Below are 14,588 nucleotides of genomic sequence, written 5' to 3' on the forward strand. Positions count from 1 at the left end.
CCGAACGGAGAGTCGCATGCCGTTGCTCGACCCCAGCACCTGGCAGTCCCCGTCCCTGTCGGGAGAAGAGCACCTCGTCACCGAGCCCGCCACGGGCGACACGCTCGGCACCGTCACCCTGGCCACCGCCGAGGACATCGGCAGGGCCGCCGAGGCCGCCCACGCCGCCCAGCGCGAGTGGGCCCGCGTCCCGCACTTCGTACGCGCCGCCGTGCTGCGCAAGGCCGGCGACCTGTTCACCGAGCACGCCGACGAACTGCGCGAATGGCTCGTCCGCGAGTCCGGCTCCATCCCGGGCAAGGCCGACTTCGAGCTGCATGTCGCCGCTCAGGAGTGCTACGAGGCCGCCGCCCTCGCCTCCCGCCCGGCCGGCCAGGTCCTGCCCAGCGAGGCGCCCCGGCTGTCGTACACGCGCCGGGTGCCCGTGGGCGTCGTCGGCGTGATCCCGCCCTTCAACGCCCCGCTGATCCTCTCGATCCGCTCGGTGGCCCCGGCCCTCGCGCTCGGCAACGCCGTCGTGCTGAAGCCGGACCCGCGCACGGCGGTCTGCGGCGGCCTGTCCCTCGCCGCCGTCTTCGCCGAGGCCGGTCTGCCCGAGGGGCTGCTGCACGTCCTGCCGGGCGGCGCGGAGGCGGGCCAGGCGCTGGTCGCCGACCCGCGCGTGCCGGTCATCTCCTTCACCGGGTCCACGGCCGCAGGCCGGGCCGTCGGCGAGGCCGCCGGACGCCATCTCAAGCGCGCGCATCTGGAGCTGGGCGGCAACTCCGCCCTGATCGTGCTGGAGGACGCCGACATCGACGCGGTGATCTCCACGGCCGCCTGGGGTTCCTTCTTCCACCAGGGCCAGATCTGCATGACGACCGGCCGCCACCTCGTCCACCAGTCGCTCTACGAGGAGTACGTCGAGCGCCTCGCCGCCAAGGCCGACTCCCTCGCGGTCGGCGACCCGCACCGTGCCGAGGTCCACCTCGGCCCGCTCATCGACGCAGGTCAGCTGGGCAAGGTGCACGCACTGGTGGAGGCGAGCACCTCCCAGGGCGCCAAGCTGGCCGCGGGCGGCACCCACGAGGAGCTCTTCTACCGGCCGACCGTGCTCGCCGGCGTCGACGACGAGACCCCCGCGTACGCCGAGGAGGTCTTCGGACCGGTCGCTCCGGTACGCCCCTTCGCCACGGCCGACGAGGCCGCCGCCCTCGCCGCGGCGAGCTCCTACGGCCTCTCCCTGGGCATCGTCACCAGGGACACCGCCCGCGGGCTCGACCTGGCCGAGCGGATCCCGACCGGGATCGTGCACATCAACGACCAGACCGTGAACGACGAGGCCGTCGCCCCCTTCGGAGGCCTCGCCGCCTCCGGCACCGGAGCCCGGTTCGGCGGCGAGGCCAACCTGGAGGCGTTCACCGAGATCCGCTGGACGACAGTGCGCGGGGATGTGGCGGCGTACCCCTTCTAGACCCCGTTCTAGATCCGGCCTTCGGGGCCGGATCCGGAATCCGGCCCTTACTGGCCGTCCTGCTCGGCCTGCGCCTGCTGGGTCGCCACGGCCTTGCGGACCTCTTCCATGTCGAGCCCCCGGGCCTGCCCGATGACGTCCGTCAGGGCGGCCTCGGGCAGGGCACCCGGCTGGGCGAACACGGCGACGCGGTCACGGACGATCATCAGCGTCGGGATCGACTGGATGCCGAAGGCGGCGGCCAGCTCCGGCTGCGCCTCGGTGTCGACCTTGCCGAACACCAGGTCCGGGTTCTCCTCCGCGGCCTTCTCGTAGACCGGGGCGAACTGACGGCACGGCCCGCACCAGGACGCCCAGAAGTCGATCAGGACGAAGTCGTTGTCCGTGACCGTCTGGTCGAAGTTCTCCTTGGTGAGCTCCACGGTGCTGCTCATGGCGTAATTCCCTCTTCCTGGTGTCGGGGCGAAGCCGTCGGCGACAACACGACCGTACGGTCACGTATTCCGCGCGCGTACCCGTGTGGCCACGCCGCACACCACCCGCAAGACTGACCCCATGACGGAAACGGATTCCATCGCTTACGACGTCGTTGTGCTCGGAGCCGGGCCGGTGGGGGAGAACGTCGCCGACCGCACCCGTGCGGCCGGCCTCTCCACCGCGGTCGTGGAGAGCGAGCTGGTCGGCGGCGAATGCTCGTACTGGGCGTGCATGCCCAGCAAGGCCCTGCTGCGCCCGGTCCTCGCCCAGGCCGACGCCCGCCGGCTGCCCGGCCTCAGCCAGGCGGTCCAGGGCCCCCTGGACACGCCCGCTGTCCTCGCCCGGCGCAACGCTTTCACCTCGAACTGGCAGGACGACGGCCAGATCCAGTGGCTCAACGGCATCGATGTCGACTTCTACCGCGGCCACGGCCGCCTCGCCGGACCCCGCACGGTGGAGGTGACCGGTCCCGACGGCGAACGGAAGGTCCTGACGGCTCGGCACGCCGTCGCCGCGTGCACCGGCACCCGGGCCGTCCTGCCCGATCTGCCCGGACTCGCCGAGGTCAAGCCCTGGACCAGCCGCGAGGCCACCAGCGCGCAGGCCGCGCCCGGCCGGCTGGTCGTGGTCGGCGGGGGAGTGGTCGCCACCGAGATGGCGACGGCCTGGCAGGGCCTCGGCTCGCAGGTCACGCTCCTCGTCCGCGGCAAGGGCCTGCTGAACCGCATGGAGCCGTTCGCCGGGGAAATGATCGCCGAGGCGCTCACCGAAGCCGGCGCCGATGTCCGTACCGGCACCTCGGTCGAGTCGGTGACCAGGGAGAACGGCACGGTCGTGGTCATCACCGACCGAGGCGAGCGGATCGAGGCCGACGAGATCCTCTTCGCCACCGGGCGCGCCCCGCGCACCGACGACATCGGCCTGGACACGGTCGGCCTGGAACCGGGCTCCTGGCTGCCCGTCGAGGACACCCTGCGCGTCACCGGCAGCGAATGGCTGTACGCGGTCGGCGACATCAACCACCGGGCCCTCCTCACTCACCAGGGCAAGTACCAGGCCCGCATCGCGGGCGCGGCGATCGCGGCACGTGCTGCCGGTGAGCCGCTGCTGGACGCCGAGTGGGGTGCCCACGTGGCCACCGCCGACCACGGCGCCGTCCCCCAGGTCGTCTTCGCCGACCCCGAGGCGGCCGCCGTGGGCCTGTCCCTCGCGGAGGCGGAACAGGCCGGCCACCGGGTCCGCGCCGTCGACCACAACCTCGTGGTCGCGGGCTCGTCCCTGTACGGCGACAACTACCGCGGCCGCGCCCGCATGGTCGTCGACCTGGAGCGCGAGATCCTCCTCGGCGTCACCTTCGTCGGCCCCGGCGTCGGCGAGCTCATCCACTCGGCGACGATCGCGGTCGCAGGCCAGGTGCCGATCAGCAGGCTCTGGCACGCGGTGCCGTCGTACCCGACGATCAGCGAGGTGTGGCTGCGGCTGCTGGAGACCTACCGGGACAACTGACGCACGGCGCCGACCGGCCGCTCACTCGGGCAGTGGGAAGCCGAGGGCCCTGGCCGCCCCGTCCGGGGTCGGCTGGGCCCAGTACTCGGCCATCGCCTGGTTGGACGACAGTGAGCGCAGCTCGGCCCGGTCCAGGTAGAGCACGCCGTCGAGGTGGTCCGTCTCGTGCTGCACGATGCGGGCGGGCCACCCCGAGAACACCTCGTCGACGGCCCGCCCGTGCTCGTCCTCCCCGGTCAGCCGCACCTCGGTGTGCCGGGCCACCACCGCCTGGTAGCCCGGGACGCTCAGACAGCCCTCGAAGAACGCGGCACGCCCGCCGCCCACGCCTTCGTACGACGGGTTCACCAGCACCCGGAACGGCTGCGGCACCCGTCCGCGCACCAGCCGGACCTCCTCCGGCACCGGTGCCGGATCCTCGATCACCGCGATCCGCAGCGATACGCCCACCTGCGGCGCGGCGACGCCGACGCCGGGCGCCGCGCGCATGGTGATCCGCAGGGCTTCCACGAAGCGGGCCAGCAGCGCGGGGTCCAGCTGGCCGTCGAAGTGCTCGGTGGGACGCCGTAGCACCGGGTCGCCGGCCGCCACGATGGGCAACGGGCCCTCGGTGGCCAGGAGTTGCTCGACCTGCTCGGCCAGCGGTGCGCGATGGTTCGGAAGTGCCATCGCGCCAGGATGCCACGGTGCCCGCGCGACGTGCGGACTCCCTTGTGGCGTACGTCACTTGAGATGGCGGGAACTCGACGGCTCGCTTCCCCGACTACTGGACCGCCACAGCACGACACGTCCCCACCCCCGGAGAAGCCGCCGATGTCCACCGCTCCCTCAACCACCACGGCGGAGGCGACACCCCCCGACGCCCCGGCGTCGTCGCCCCGCAGATGGGCACCGCTGCGCCCGCTGATCCTGCGTCTGCACTTCTACGCCGGCGTCCTCGTCGCGCCGTTCCTGCTCGTCGCCGCGGCCACCGGCTTCCTGTACGCCGGGGCGTTCCAGGCCGAGAAGATCGTGTACGGGCACGAGATGTACGTCCCGGTCGGTGACGCGAAGCTGCCGATATCCGAGCAGGTCGCCGCCGCGCGCAAGGCCCACCCCGAGGGCACCGTCTCGGCGGTACGGCCCTCCCCTGCCGAAGACGAGTCCACCCGGGTGATGCTGTCGGGGGTCGAGGGTGTCGACGCCGACCACGCGCTGGCCGTGTTCGTCGACCCGTACACCGCCGAGGTGCGCGGCGCCCTCGAACAGTACGGCTCGTCCGGCGCGCTGCCGCTGCGCACCTGGATCGACCAGTTCCACCGCGATCTGCACCTCGGCGAGTCCGGCCGCCTCTACAGCGAACTCGCCGCCAGCTGGCTGTGGGTGATCGCGGCCGGCGGACTGGTGCTGTGGTTCTCCCGCCGCCGTGCGCTGCGCAAGGTGCGGGGCACCAGCGGACGCCGCCGTACGCTCGGCCTGCACGGCACCGTCGGTGCCTGGGCCGCCGTAGGCTTCCTGTTCCTCTCGGCGACGGGCCTGACCTGGTCGACGTACGCCGGAGCCAACATCGACGAACTGCGCACCTCGCTGCGCCAGGCGACCCCGTCCATCTCGGCCTCGACGGGCGGTGAGCACGGTGGCCATGGCGGCGCCGCCGGTGCGGGCGGCAGCGGCGAGCACGGCGTCGGCCTCGACAAGGTCCTGGCCGCGGCGCGCGCGGAGGGCCTCGGTGATCCCGTGGAGATCGTGCCGCCCGCCGACGCGTCCTCCGCGTATGTCGTGAAGCAGGTGCAGCGCAGCTGGCCGACCAAGGGGGACTCGGTCGCGATCGACCCGACGACCGGCGAGGTCACCGACGTGCTGCGGTTCGCCGACTACCCGGTGCTCGCCAAGCTGACCCGCTGGGGCATCGACGCGCACACCGGTGTCCTGTTCGGCCTGGTCAACCAGATCGCCCTGATGGCGCTCACACTCGGCCTGATCCTGCTGATCGTGTGGGGTTACCGCATGTGGTGGCAGCGCGGCCGCGGCTCCGCCTTCGGCCGGCCCATCCCGCGCGGCGCCTGGCAGCAGGTGCCGCCGCAGATCCTGGTCCCGCTGGTGGCGGTGGTCGCCGTGATCGGCTACTTCGTGCCGCTGCTAGGCATCTCGCTGGCGGCCTTCATCGTGGTGGACGTGGTGCTCGGCGAGATGTCCCATCGGCGGGGGAAGCGCACACCGGCCGACGCGAGCTAGGACGAACGCATGCCAAGGGGCCCGGTTCCGGGGGGAATCGGGCCCCTTGGCATTTCCTCTGTCCCTCTGTTCTTCTGTTCCTCAGTTCTCTGATGCTCTGCTGATCAGGGTTGCTCGAAGTCACCCGTCAGCGCGGAGGCGAGGCGGATGTGCGGCTCCGCCTCCGCGTCCCGCCCCTGGCGCTGCAGGGTGCGGCCGAGCATCAGCCGGGCGTACTGCTCGACGGGGTCGCGCTCGACGATGACGCGCAACTCGGTCTCCGCACGACGCAGTTGGGCCGAGTGGTAGTAGGCGCGCGCCAGCAGCAGCCGCGGACCCGTCTGCTCCGGCACCTCCTCGACCAGCTTGCCGAGGACGCGCGCGGCGCCCGCGTAGTCCTTGGCGTCGAAGAACAGCTGCGCGCGCTCCCAGCGCTCGGCCGGTGTTCCGTGGTCGTAGTACATCGTCTCCACCATGACCTCCTTCGTCGCGCTCAACGAAGGCAGGTGGTTCAATATTCCACTACTTGATTCCACTACCTGTTCGTGCTGGTCATGGCCGCGAACTCGGCGTTGGCGCGCTCGGTGATGAGGGTCAGCACCCGTCCGGCGACGGCCAGGTCCTCCTTCGGGATACCGGCGTAGACACGGGCGGTGATGGGGGCGGTCGCGGCGGATGTGCTGCCGTACAGCTCACGTCCGGCGTCCGTGATCCGTACCGCGGACGGCTCCTGAGGGGTCAGCAGCTCCGCCGCGATCAGCTCGTCGACCGTGGAGTGGGCCAGTGCCGGGTCGATCTTCAGTGCGTCGACGACACCGCCGACCAGGGCGTCCCGGTCGACCGGTCCGTCGGCGACGGCGACGAGGCGGAGGGTGACGGACCACTGGAACGTGGCGCCGTGGCGGGCCAGCACGTTCTCCAGCAGCGCGCGGCTCGCGTAGTGGGCCAGGGCTATGACACGGGGGTCGAGCAGGGGAGTGGTGGTGGTCATGACTGCTCCTTCTCGGGCTCACTGTCCATGGCGAACGGGTCAAGAGGTGCGTCGAGCAGGGTTGCCAGGTCGCGCGTGAACTCCCGCGTACGCGCGCTGTCCAGCCCGCCGAGCGGCGCCAGCAGCTGTTGCAGAAGCCCTTGGACGACCTCGATCGCCTGCCGGGTCCGCTCCCGGCCCTGCTCGGTCAGCGCCAGCTGCACCGCGCGCGGGTCGCGGGGATCCCGGGTGCGTTCGAGGAGTCCGGCGGCCTCCAGGGAGCGCGCCAGCTTGGACACGTACAGCGGTTCAAGCCCGGTGTGGTCGGCGAGGCGCCGCTGGCTGGGGCGCTCGCCGCGGCGCTGCATGCCGTACAGCGAGGCCACCAGGGCGTACTGCGCGTGGGTGAGCCCCAATGGAGTGACGGCCCGGTCGACCGCGACCCGCCATTTCGTGGACAGGCGCCACACCAGGAACCCGGGGGAGGCGTTCTCGGAACCCTTGCTCATGCTGCATACAGTACATGGCTACTATATCCATGGCTACTATTTTCTCGAACGCATCGAGCCAGCCCGGGGTTACGGACTGACGAGGCGGCCCCGGCAGGGCTAGGTTGGGCGTCATGAGCAACCTTGATCGCGAGGCGGTGCCCGCCGTCTGCGGCGGCCGCGGCTTCGTCGTGGCGGAGCCCGTACGCGAACTTCTCAGCCCTCGCCGCGTCAAGCTCGGCGAATCCACCGAGGTCCGCCGCCTGCTGCCCAATCTGGGCCGTCGTATGGTCGGCGCTTGGTGCTTCGTCGATCACTACGGTCCCGACGACATCGCCGACGAGTCCGGCATGCAGGTGCCGCCGCACCCGCACATGGGCCTGCAGACGGTGAGCTGGCTGCACGAGGGCGAGGTGCTGCACCGGGACTCGACGGGCAGCCTCCAGACGATCCGCCCGCGCGAGCTGGGCCTGATGACCTCCGGCCGGGCGATCAGCCACTCCGAGGAGAGCCCGAAGCCGCACGCCCGCTTTCTGCACGGCGCACAGCTGTGGGTCGCCCTCCCCGACAGCCACCGCCACACGGACCCGCACTTCGAACACCACGGCGAGCTGCCGATCGTCACGGCACCGGGTGTGCGGGCCACGCTGATCCTGGGCGGCCTCGACGGCGCGACCTCGCCCGGCACGACCTACACCCCGATCGTCGGCGCCGACCTGACCCTGACGCGCGGCGCCGACGTACGCCTCCCGCTGGAACCGGACTTCGAGTACGCCGTCCTGTCCATGTCCGGCGAGGCCCACGTGGACGGTGTGCCGGTGCTGCCCGGCTCCATGCTCTACCTCGGCTGCGGCCGCACCGAACTCCCGCTGCGCGCGGAGTCGGACGCCGGCCTGATGCTCCTCGGCGGCGAGCCGTTCGAGGAGGAGTTGATCATGTTCTGGAACTGGATCGGGCGATCTGAGGAAGAGATCGTACAGGCCCGTCAGGACTGGATGGAAGGCTCCCGGTTCGGGGAGGTGAAGGGGTACGACGGGGCTCCACTGCCCGCACCGGAACTGCCGCCGGTGCCGTTGAAGCCACGGGGGAGAGTGCGCTGACCTGCGGAAACGCGTCAGCGTTGGTGGTCGCAGGGCGGAAGGCGGTCGGTAATTCTCACTGTCTTCCACCTGCTTGCCGGAAGGCGTCCAAGCGGCCGGCTGGCTCAGGCCGGTGCGGTTGGCGATTCCACGGTGTGGCTGTCTGTGGGCGGCTGTGGCAGGACTCTTGCTGACCTAATGCTGACTTTGCTGACGCCTCGTCAGGCTCGGGTGAGCGGCTCTTTTCCCAGCTTCCGGGCTTGCGGAGGCGTTTGCAGGTTCGGTGGTGTCCGGACCGATGCTGACCTGGCTGGCGGTCGAGTCAGGCGTTACGGAGGGACGGCGTCGCTCACACTGCGGTCTTGTTGCGATTCCACAAGATTCCGATGTCACCGCTGTCTGTCGGCAGCGCCGCTTCCGTCCGATCCGAAAGGTGCTGCGCCGGAGAGTGACTTGCAGGTTCTTGGTCTGCTGGTGGTACGCCCCTCGTAGGGCCCTGACCAGAGCGAATGCGAGGTTCGAAGGGAAGCTGGTGGATTCTGGCCCGCCTATGGTCCGGATCTTGGTCGTGAACCGGGCGAGGCCCGGGTCGGGCATGGCTGGCGGGCCACGCTTCGGGAATCCGGAGACGAGGAGATCTTCTTGAAGTTGTCTACGGGGTGGCGCTGACCTGCGTCAATGCGGCCCTCAACGTCTCTGACCAGCACTGATGCTTCTTTCGGGGTCTTTCAGGATGGTATGGCGTTACGCAGTCGATTCTCCCCACGCGCTCCCCAGCAGCCTTCTTACTCCCCAGATTCTCCCCAGAGATGGCCCGTGCTACGGGTCCGCGGCGAGGCGAGGCCAGTCGATTGATGCGTGGCCATAGGCACGCTGAGTGACTGTCGCAGGTAGGACAGAAGCATGCCAGCAGGTTCCTAGTGTGATGCGCCAGAAATCCTGAGGTTAAGTCGCTAGCCTGATTTCATGTCGCCGGGTCCTCCAGCTGTTGAAGTCACTCTGTCCGCTCAGGAGCGGGCGGAGTTGTCCCGTTGGGTAAGTGGGGTGGTGGCGCCGCGTTTTGTGGAGCGGGCGCGCATTGTGCTGGCGTGCGCGGACGGTGCGCCGAATGCTCGTGTGGCGGCAGAGGTCGGCGTGACGGTGGCGACGGTGAGGAAGTGGCGCGGGAAGTTCGCCGCTGAGCGGCTGGCCGGGCTTGAGGATGCCGCTCGTATCGGTCGGCCGAAGGCTGACCTGGTCCTGAGTAGGGCTGAGCGGGATCAGCTCACCCGGTGGGCGAGGCGGGCGAAGACCGCCCAGTATCTGGCGTTGCGCGCAAAGATCGTGCTGCGCTGCGCGGAGGGCGGGACCAACAGGCAGGCCGCGATCGACCTCGGTGTTGACGAGTCGACGGTGGAACGCTGGCGGGCCAGGTTCGTCGCGAAACGCCTCGACGGCTTGTCCGACGAACCCCGGGTGGGAAGGCCGCCCTCGATCCTGCTCGAACAGGTCGAGGACGTCATCGTGGCGACATTGGAGTCCAGTCCGGGCAAGGACACGCACTGGTCGCGGGCCTCGATGGCCGAGCGGACCGGCCTGTCGAAATCGACGATCGGGCGGATCTGGAAGCGGTTTGACCTCAAGCCACACCTTCAGGATTCCTTCAAGCTCTCCACCGATCCGCAGTTCGTCGCCAAGGTCGTCGATGTCGTCGGCCTGTATCACCACCCGCCTGAGAAGGCGGTGGTGTTGTGCGTGGACGAGAAGTCCCAGATTCAGGCTCTGGACCGGTCACAGCTGGTGCTGCCCATAATGCCCGGCATGCCCGAGCGGCGTACCCACGACTACTACCGGCACGGCATCACCAGCCTGTTCGCGGCCTTCAACATCGCCGACGGCACGGTCATATCGGCACTGCACCGCCGCCACCGGGCCATCGAGTTCAAGAAGTTCCTGGTCACGATCGACAAAGCGGTGCCGGCCGAACTCGACGTCCATCTGGTCTGTGACAACTACGCCACCCACAACACCGCCGAGATCAAGACGTGGCTGGGCAAGCACCCCCGCTTCCACGTCCACTTCACCCCGACCGGCTCCTCCTGGATGAACCAAGTCGAGCGGTGGTTCGGCCTGTTGACCGACAAGCTCATCCGACGGGGCGTCCACACATCGGTCAAGGCCCTGGAGGACGACATCACCGCGTGGATCGACACCTGGAACGAGAACCCACGGCCCTTCACCTGGACCAAGACCGCCGACGAAATCCTCCACTCCCTCGCCGACTACCTCACCAAGGTCGGAACCGGCAGCCAGAAAACAGAGCATAACTAACCCTCAGGATTTCTGGCGCATCACACTAGTCTGGTGTGGTACACGCCTGACCTCGCTCCTGACCTGCGACAAAGAGTGGAGACGTCGAGTGCCAGGCTCATTCGGTCCGCGCCTGGTCCGGATCTTGATGAGTGGTACGTGGTGCTAGCGAGTGGGGCGCGGTACCACATGGCACATGTCGTAGAAGCCGTCTCTGGGCGTCCAGCTGGTCCAGGGCGGGCGCGTAAGTCCAGGTCGGAGCCCTGCGACACGCAAGCGTCCATGGGGCTCGTGACACGGACGTGACAGAAGATGCGCAGCGGATCCCCTGTGTGCAGCGACGGTATTGGGGGAGCACCCTTGCCATCGGTAGGGGGCGAACGACTGCCCGGCTGACGCTGTGCCCTTGAGTGTTCTGATGGTGCGTAGGGTGCTCAGAAATCGGAGCCCAGCAGGGCGAGAGGACGACGTTCGAGCTGCGCGAAGCGGACCTTTTCGCGCAGCCAAGCCGCAACATCACCTTGCCGTTCGAGCAGGAGAACGAGTTCCCGGAGTTCGCCCAGGACGATCACTCGCTGGTTCAGTGCGCGTTCGCTCTCTTCGATGGCCGGCCCGGTGAAGCCAGATGCAGAGATGAATAGGGCGCGGACTTCCGAGCGCCCGTACACCCGTACCAGGTGGCGGCTCATCGCGTTGATCTCGACAGGGTCACCCCGCCACTTGATCTCTACGAGGTACGCGGATCCGTCGACTTCGAGGGCGCCGTCGATCTGTTCAACGGGATGCCCCTCCTCGCTGCGCAGCGTGAAGGATTCCCTGATCAGGATGCCTTCGGTCGCGAACAGGTCGTTGAGCACGCCTTCCAGAGCGGTGCCTCGCTTCCTTGGGTCGTCTTCGTTGAACAGATCGTTGAGTCGCTCTCGGAGTGCTTGAAACCTTGCTTTCCGTCGAGCAAGGCGCTCAAGCTCGCTTGTGCGTGCTTTGATGCGAGCTGCTCGCTCTTCATCATGCGCCTGGCTCATCCGCGTGAATGAGTCCTTGACGTTGACGAGTCGTCGCAGGCTCGCTTGTAGCCCCTGGGCCGGGAGACGGTCGTCCGGCCACAGTGTGGAAAAGTCCTCGAATTCGATCGTTCGTTTGAGGATCTCCCTGCGAACGCCCAAACCTGCGTCGCCCTGTTCATTGATCCGGCTGAGCACGGCGCGAACGATCTTGTACTTGCTGACTGCTGACTTGTCCGCGGCGAGCTGGTGTCGATGGGGCGCGAGCATGTCTTCGCTGACGCCGGCGCCCCGCAAGAATCCAAGGACCCCTTCTTTGCTCCGGTTGAGTCGGGGCACCAGTTCGATCAGCAGGTCCAAAAGCTCAGGCGGCCAGTGGTAGGCGTCGTTGTGGGCCACTCGTCATCTACACCTTCCGCGCGGGAGCCGCTCTCCGGGGCGCTTCGATCTGGACGATGTCCGAACGGCGCAACCCTATGAACCTGATTGTGCAGCGGCTGCCGCTGGTTGAGGCCGGGTTTCGCGGGATGCGCGGCATGAGGCTGGTGCGGAGATCTCTGATGGCGCCTCTCGGTGCGCTGGAAGACTTCTTGGCCCCACTGGCAGCTTCAGACTGGCCGAGCGGGGGGCTGGCCCTACTGCAGCGGTTGGCCTTCCGGGTGGTGTCCAGCTCGCGTTCCTTCACGTCCCGGACGGTGAGGTCGACTGCGCGGGCGACGAGCCAGACGCGCGATCTCGTCAGTTTGACGATTTTCCCTATCTGGTGGAGCTCCCGATGGGAGGCTGTGTTCATGCACGCCTTCATCTCTCACAACCACCGCGACAAGCCCCAAGTGACGCCACTTGCCGCCCGCTTGCGGCTGCTCGGCGTGGACGTCTGGCTTGATTCATGGAAGATTCGGCCCGGGGATCGGATCCCCGGCAAGATCAACGAGGCGCTGGGGCTCGTAGACACCGTCATGGTCTTCTGGTCCGCCAACTCTTCGAAGTCCCCTTGGGTGAACACAGAGTGGGAGGCCGCCCTCACACGGCGACTGCGGGATGACTCTGTCCGCGTTATCCCGGTTGTCCTCGACGACACCCCGCTTCCGCCGCTCCTTGAGCCGATCATGTGGGTTTCCATGGTTGACGGTGATGTCGATCGAGCTGCTCGGGAACTCGTAGGTGTGGACTCCCAAGCAGAACTCGTGAAGACGATGCAGCGGACGGTTGAGGAGTCCGGACTGGAGTACAGGTACTTCCATGGGTTCGGCGTCATCGTTGGCTGTCCCCGGTGCGGAGCTCCAAGTTCGAAGTTGGATGGCTGGAGCGCCGTTGATCACGCCCGAGACGACATGTACGCGGGAGTTCGTTGTACTGAATGTGGGTGGGACGAGGGCGGCGAAGTCTGACTACACCGCGCGCACCGCACAGAGTTTCGTCGGGGTCAACGCGCCGTGGCGTTGGCCCTCGTCATAGGGGCAGTGCGATCTCGGCTAGCGCCCGGACAAGTCTCGGCTGATGGGGCGTCGCCCTGGGAACGGTGTGCCTGGGTCGATACGATGAGTGGTGGGGGCGGGTTTTGGGGTTAAAGCCAGCTTGCTGCGGAGTCTGACGAGATATGGCCGTCCGACCGATTCGGGGGAATCGTGGTTGAAGCTCTGGTCACTTTGTTCGCCGGCCGTCTCGCCACCGCCATGCTGGGGCCGCTGGGTTCCCTGCTCAAGAAGCGGGTGCTGGGCACCGCGGATCAGCGCGCTTTGCGGCGTGCCACTAAGGAAGCAACACGTCGGCTGGCCATCTCGCTGCCCGACGATCTCGATCAGAGCACGTACATCGTGGACTGGCTGACCGATCCTGACGTGGCAGCGACCCTGGTCGACGCGGCCTTTGCCGATACGGAGCCTGATCGCGGAGCGCTGGGGGATCGACTGGATGAGCTGGGATACGATGCGGGCACTTCGCCTATCGATCTTGTTGCTGAAGCGGCGAACCTGAGTGAGCTGATCCGCGACCAAATACGCCAGGAGGCGGAGGGCAGTGGCGCGGCGCTGTTCAACCGGTTGGTCCTCAACAAACTCGACCGCCTAGGCGAGGTCGGCGAGCCGCAGACGGTGGATGATTCGAGGCTTCCGCCCCATCCCGAGCTCTTCGTCGGACGCGAGGCGGACATCGTTGAGTTGCGGACACGCTTGTGCCCGGCCGAGCCGGAACGTGAGCAAGGCCGGATGCGGGTGATGGTGGTGCGCGGCTGGCCCGGGGTGGGCAAGTCCACCCTGGCTGCGGCCTTCGCGCACCGAGCGCTGAGTAATGGCTGGTTTTCCGATGGGGTGCTGTGGGCGGCGCTTTCGGAGGCCCGCGATGTCCGCGGGCAGTTGGACCTGTGGTGTCGGCAACTGGGTCTGCCTCCGCTGCGCCCGACTGACAGCGAGGAAGACGTTTCGCGGCTGCTGGCAGGGCGTCTTCGTGACTCCAGCACGCTTCTCGTCATTGATGACGCCTGGCATGCCGAAGACGCAAGTGCCTTCCTCGTCGGCGGTGAACGCTGCTCGGCACTGGTGACCACGCGGGTAACGGAGGTGGCGCAGCACCTTGACCCCCGGCACTATCCGCTTCCGGTCCTCAGCGATGATGCCGCCCTCGAACTCATGGATCGGCTGGCGCCGCATGTAGTGAAAGGGCATCGCGAGGAGATGCTTGTGCTGGTCCGTGAACTCGAGGGGCTTCCTTTGGCTTTGCGCGTGGCAGCCCGACTGCTGGCGAGCGAGCAGCGCAACGGCTGGGGCATCACGGAACTGATCCACGAACTGCGGGAAGGCGCCGCGCTGCTTGCCGCACAGGCTCCTGCGGACCGAGCGGATCTGGCAAATGGCACGACGCCGACCATTGAGGCACTGTTCGCGAGGAGCACGGACCTGTTACCGCCCCCAGCGCGGATGCGCTTCGCCGCTCTGGGTGCATTCGCGCAGCGGCCGGCGACGTTCGACCTGAGTGCCGTCGCGGCGGTCTGGGATGTGCCGGATGCCCGCCCGGACGTGCGGCTGCTCATTTCCCGCGGATTGCTGGAACCGGTCGCGAACCTCCGCTTCCAGCTTCACGGGTTGCTGGCCGTACATGCCCGCACACTCCTGTCGACAGGCTGATCCGTGAGCC

13 protein-coding genes are annotated in these 14,588 nt (G+C 68.2%); 7 read left to right on the forward strand and 6 right to left on the reverse strand.

The annotated features are described in order from the left end of the window. Positions 1–16: 16 nt before the first annotated feature. Positions 17–1,453, forward strand: a complete 1,437-nt coding sequence (locus OG254_RS44945) for a benzaldehyde dehydrogenase (protein ID WP_405593524.1) — start codon at positions 17–19, stop codon at positions 1,451–1,453. A 47-nt stretch (positions 1,454–1,500) separates the two neighbouring features. On the opposite strand, the gene trxA is transcribed toward OG254_RS44945, so the two are convergent. Continuing rightward, positions 1,501–1,887: a thioredoxin gene (trxA, locus tag OG254_RS44950; RefSeq protein WP_405593525.1), complete on the reverse strand. Its 387-nt coding sequence runs from the start codon at positions 1,885–1,887 to the stop codon at positions 1,501–1,503. A gap of 121 nt (positions 1,888–2,008) precedes the next feature. Between trxA and OG254_RS44955 the strand changes: the two genes are divergently transcribed. Beyond that, positions 2,009–3,436: a dihydrolipoyl dehydrogenase family protein gene (locus OG254_RS44955; RefSeq protein WP_405593526.1), complete on the forward strand. Its 1,428-nt coding sequence runs from the start codon at positions 2,009–2,011 to the stop codon at positions 3,434–3,436. Between the two features lie 21 nt (positions 3,437–3,457). On the opposite strand, the gene OG254_RS44960 is transcribed toward OG254_RS44955, so the two are convergent. Then, positions 3,458–4,105, reverse strand: coding sequence for a peptide deformylase (locus OG254_RS44960; protein ID WP_405593527.1), 648 nt, complete (start codon positions 4,103–4,105; stop codon positions 3,458–3,460). Positions 4,106–4,249: 144 nt separating this feature from the next. On the opposite strand from OG254_RS44960, the gene OG254_RS44965 reads away from it, so the two are divergent. Beyond that, on the forward strand, positions 4,250–5,650 hold the full coding sequence (locus OG254_RS44965) for a PepSY-associated TM helix domain-containing protein (protein ID WP_405593529.1): 1,401 nt from the start codon (positions 4,250–4,252) through the stop codon (positions 5,648–5,650). Positions 5,651–5,754: 104 nt separating this feature from the next. On the opposite strand, the gene OG254_RS44970 is transcribed toward OG254_RS44965, so the two are convergent. The 3 genes from OG254_RS44970 to OG254_RS44980 form a co-directional block, all read right to left on the reverse strand. Next, positions 5,755–6,102 carry a tetratricopeptide repeat protein gene (locus tag OG254_RS44970; RefSeq protein ID WP_405595580.1) on the reverse strand — a complete coding sequence of 116 codons (348 nt, stop codon included), beginning with the start codon at positions 6,100–6,102 and terminating at the stop codon, positions 5,755–5,757. A 62-nt stretch (positions 6,103–6,164) separates the two neighbouring features. Further along, positions 6,165–6,620 (reverse strand): MarR family winged helix-turn-helix transcriptional regulator, encoded by a 456-nt coding sequence (locus OG254_RS44975; protein ID WP_405593531.1) that lies wholly within the window; start codon positions 6,618–6,620, stop codon positions 6,165–6,167. Further along, positions 6,617–7,108, reverse strand: a complete 492-nt coding sequence (locus OG254_RS44980; protein WP_405593532.1) for a MarR family winged helix-turn-helix transcriptional regulator — start codon at positions 7,106–7,108, stop codon at positions 6,617–6,619. Before OG254_RS44980 ends, OG254_RS44975 begins: the two co-directional genes overlap by 4 nt. 113 nt (positions 7,109–7,221) lie before the next feature. On the opposite strand from OG254_RS44980, the gene OG254_RS44985 reads away from it, so the two are divergent. Next, entirely contained in the window at positions 7,222–8,187 is a 966-nt protein-coding gene (locus tag OG254_RS44985; protein WP_405593533.1) for a pirin family protein, read from the forward strand. A 945-nt stretch (positions 8,188–9,132) separates the two neighbouring features. After that, the gene (locus tag OG254_RS44990) at positions 9,133–10,476 is read left to right on the forward strand and encodes an IS630 family transposase (RefSeq protein WP_405580318.1); all 1,344 of its coding nucleotides are present in this window, start codon (positions 9,133–9,135) and stop codon (positions 10,474–10,476) included. 413 nt (positions 10,477–10,889) lie between these two features. Here OG254_RS44990 and OG254_RS44995 read toward each other — a convergent pair whose 3' ends face one another. Further along, on the reverse strand, positions 10,890–11,855 hold the full coding sequence (locus OG254_RS44995; protein ID WP_405593534.1) for a restriction endonuclease: 966 nt from the start codon (positions 11,853–11,855) through the stop codon (positions 10,890–10,892). 392 nt (positions 11,856–12,247) lie between these two features. Between OG254_RS44995 and OG254_RS45000 the strand changes: the two genes are divergently transcribed. Both OG254_RS45000 and OG254_RS45005 read left to right on the forward strand, forming a co-directional pair. Beyond that, entirely contained in the window at positions 12,248–12,847 is a 600-nt protein-coding gene (locus OG254_RS45000) for a toll/interleukin-1 receptor domain-containing protein (RefSeq protein WP_405593535.1), read from the forward strand. Positions 12,848–13,084: 237 nt separating this feature from the next. After that, the gene (locus tag OG254_RS45005; RefSeq protein WP_405593536.1) at positions 13,085–14,578 is read left to right on the forward strand and encodes an NB-ARC domain-containing protein; all 1,494 of its coding nucleotides are present in this window, start codon (positions 13,085–13,087) and stop codon (positions 14,576–14,578) included. Positions 14,579–14,588: the final 10 nt, after the last annotated feature.

Origin of the sequence: Streptomyces sp. NBC_01092, from assembly GCF_045039535.1 — a bacterium.
In the GTDB taxonomy this organism is placed as follows: domain Bacteria; phylum Actinomycetota; class Actinomycetes; order Streptomycetales; family Streptomycetaceae; genus Streptomyces.

What these genes read in the sequence shown, in the direction of transcription:
- OG254_RS44975 (WP_405593531.1), bottom strand. Translation starts at nt 6,620, where the DNA reads ATGACCACCACCACTCCCCTGCTCGACCCCCGTGTCATAGCCCTGGCC.
- OG254_RS44960 (WP_405593527.1), bottom strand. Translation starts at nt 4,105, where the DNA reads ATGGCACTTCCGAACCATCGCGCACCGCTGGCCGAGCAGGTCGAGCAA.
- OG254_RS44985 (WP_405593533.1), top strand. Translation starts at nt 7,222, where the DNA reads ATGAGCAACCTTGATCGCGAGGCGGTGCCCGCCGTCTGCGGCGGCCGC.
- OG254_RS45000 (WP_405593535.1), top strand. Translation starts at nt 12,248, where the DNA reads ATGCACGCCTTCATCTCTCACAACCACCGCGACAAGCCCCAAGTGACG.
- trxA (WP_405593525.1), bottom strand. Translation starts at nt 1,887, where the DNA reads ATGAGCAGCACCGTGGAGCTCACCAAGGAGAACTTCGACCAGACGGTC.
- OG254_RS44990 (WP_405580318.1), top strand. Translation starts at nt 9,133, where the DNA reads ATGTCGCCGGGTCCTCCAGCTGTTGAAGTCACTCTGTCCGCTCAGGAG.
- OG254_RS44955 (WP_405593526.1), top strand. Translation starts at nt 2,009, where the DNA reads ATGACGGAAACGGATTCCATCGCTTACGACGTCGTTGTGCTCGGAGCC.
- OG254_RS44980 (WP_405593532.1), bottom strand. Translation starts at nt 7,108, where the DNA reads ATGAGCAAGGGTTCCGAGAACGCCTCCCCCGGGTTCCTGGTGTGGCGC.
- OG254_RS44965 (WP_405593529.1), top strand. Translation starts at nt 4,250, where the DNA reads ATGTCCACCGCTCCCTCAACCACCACGGCGGAGGCGACACCCCCCGAC.
- OG254_RS44945 (WP_405593524.1), top strand. Translation starts at nt 17, where the DNA reads ATGCCGTTGCTCGACCCCAGCACCTGGCAGTCCCCGTCCCTGTCGGGA.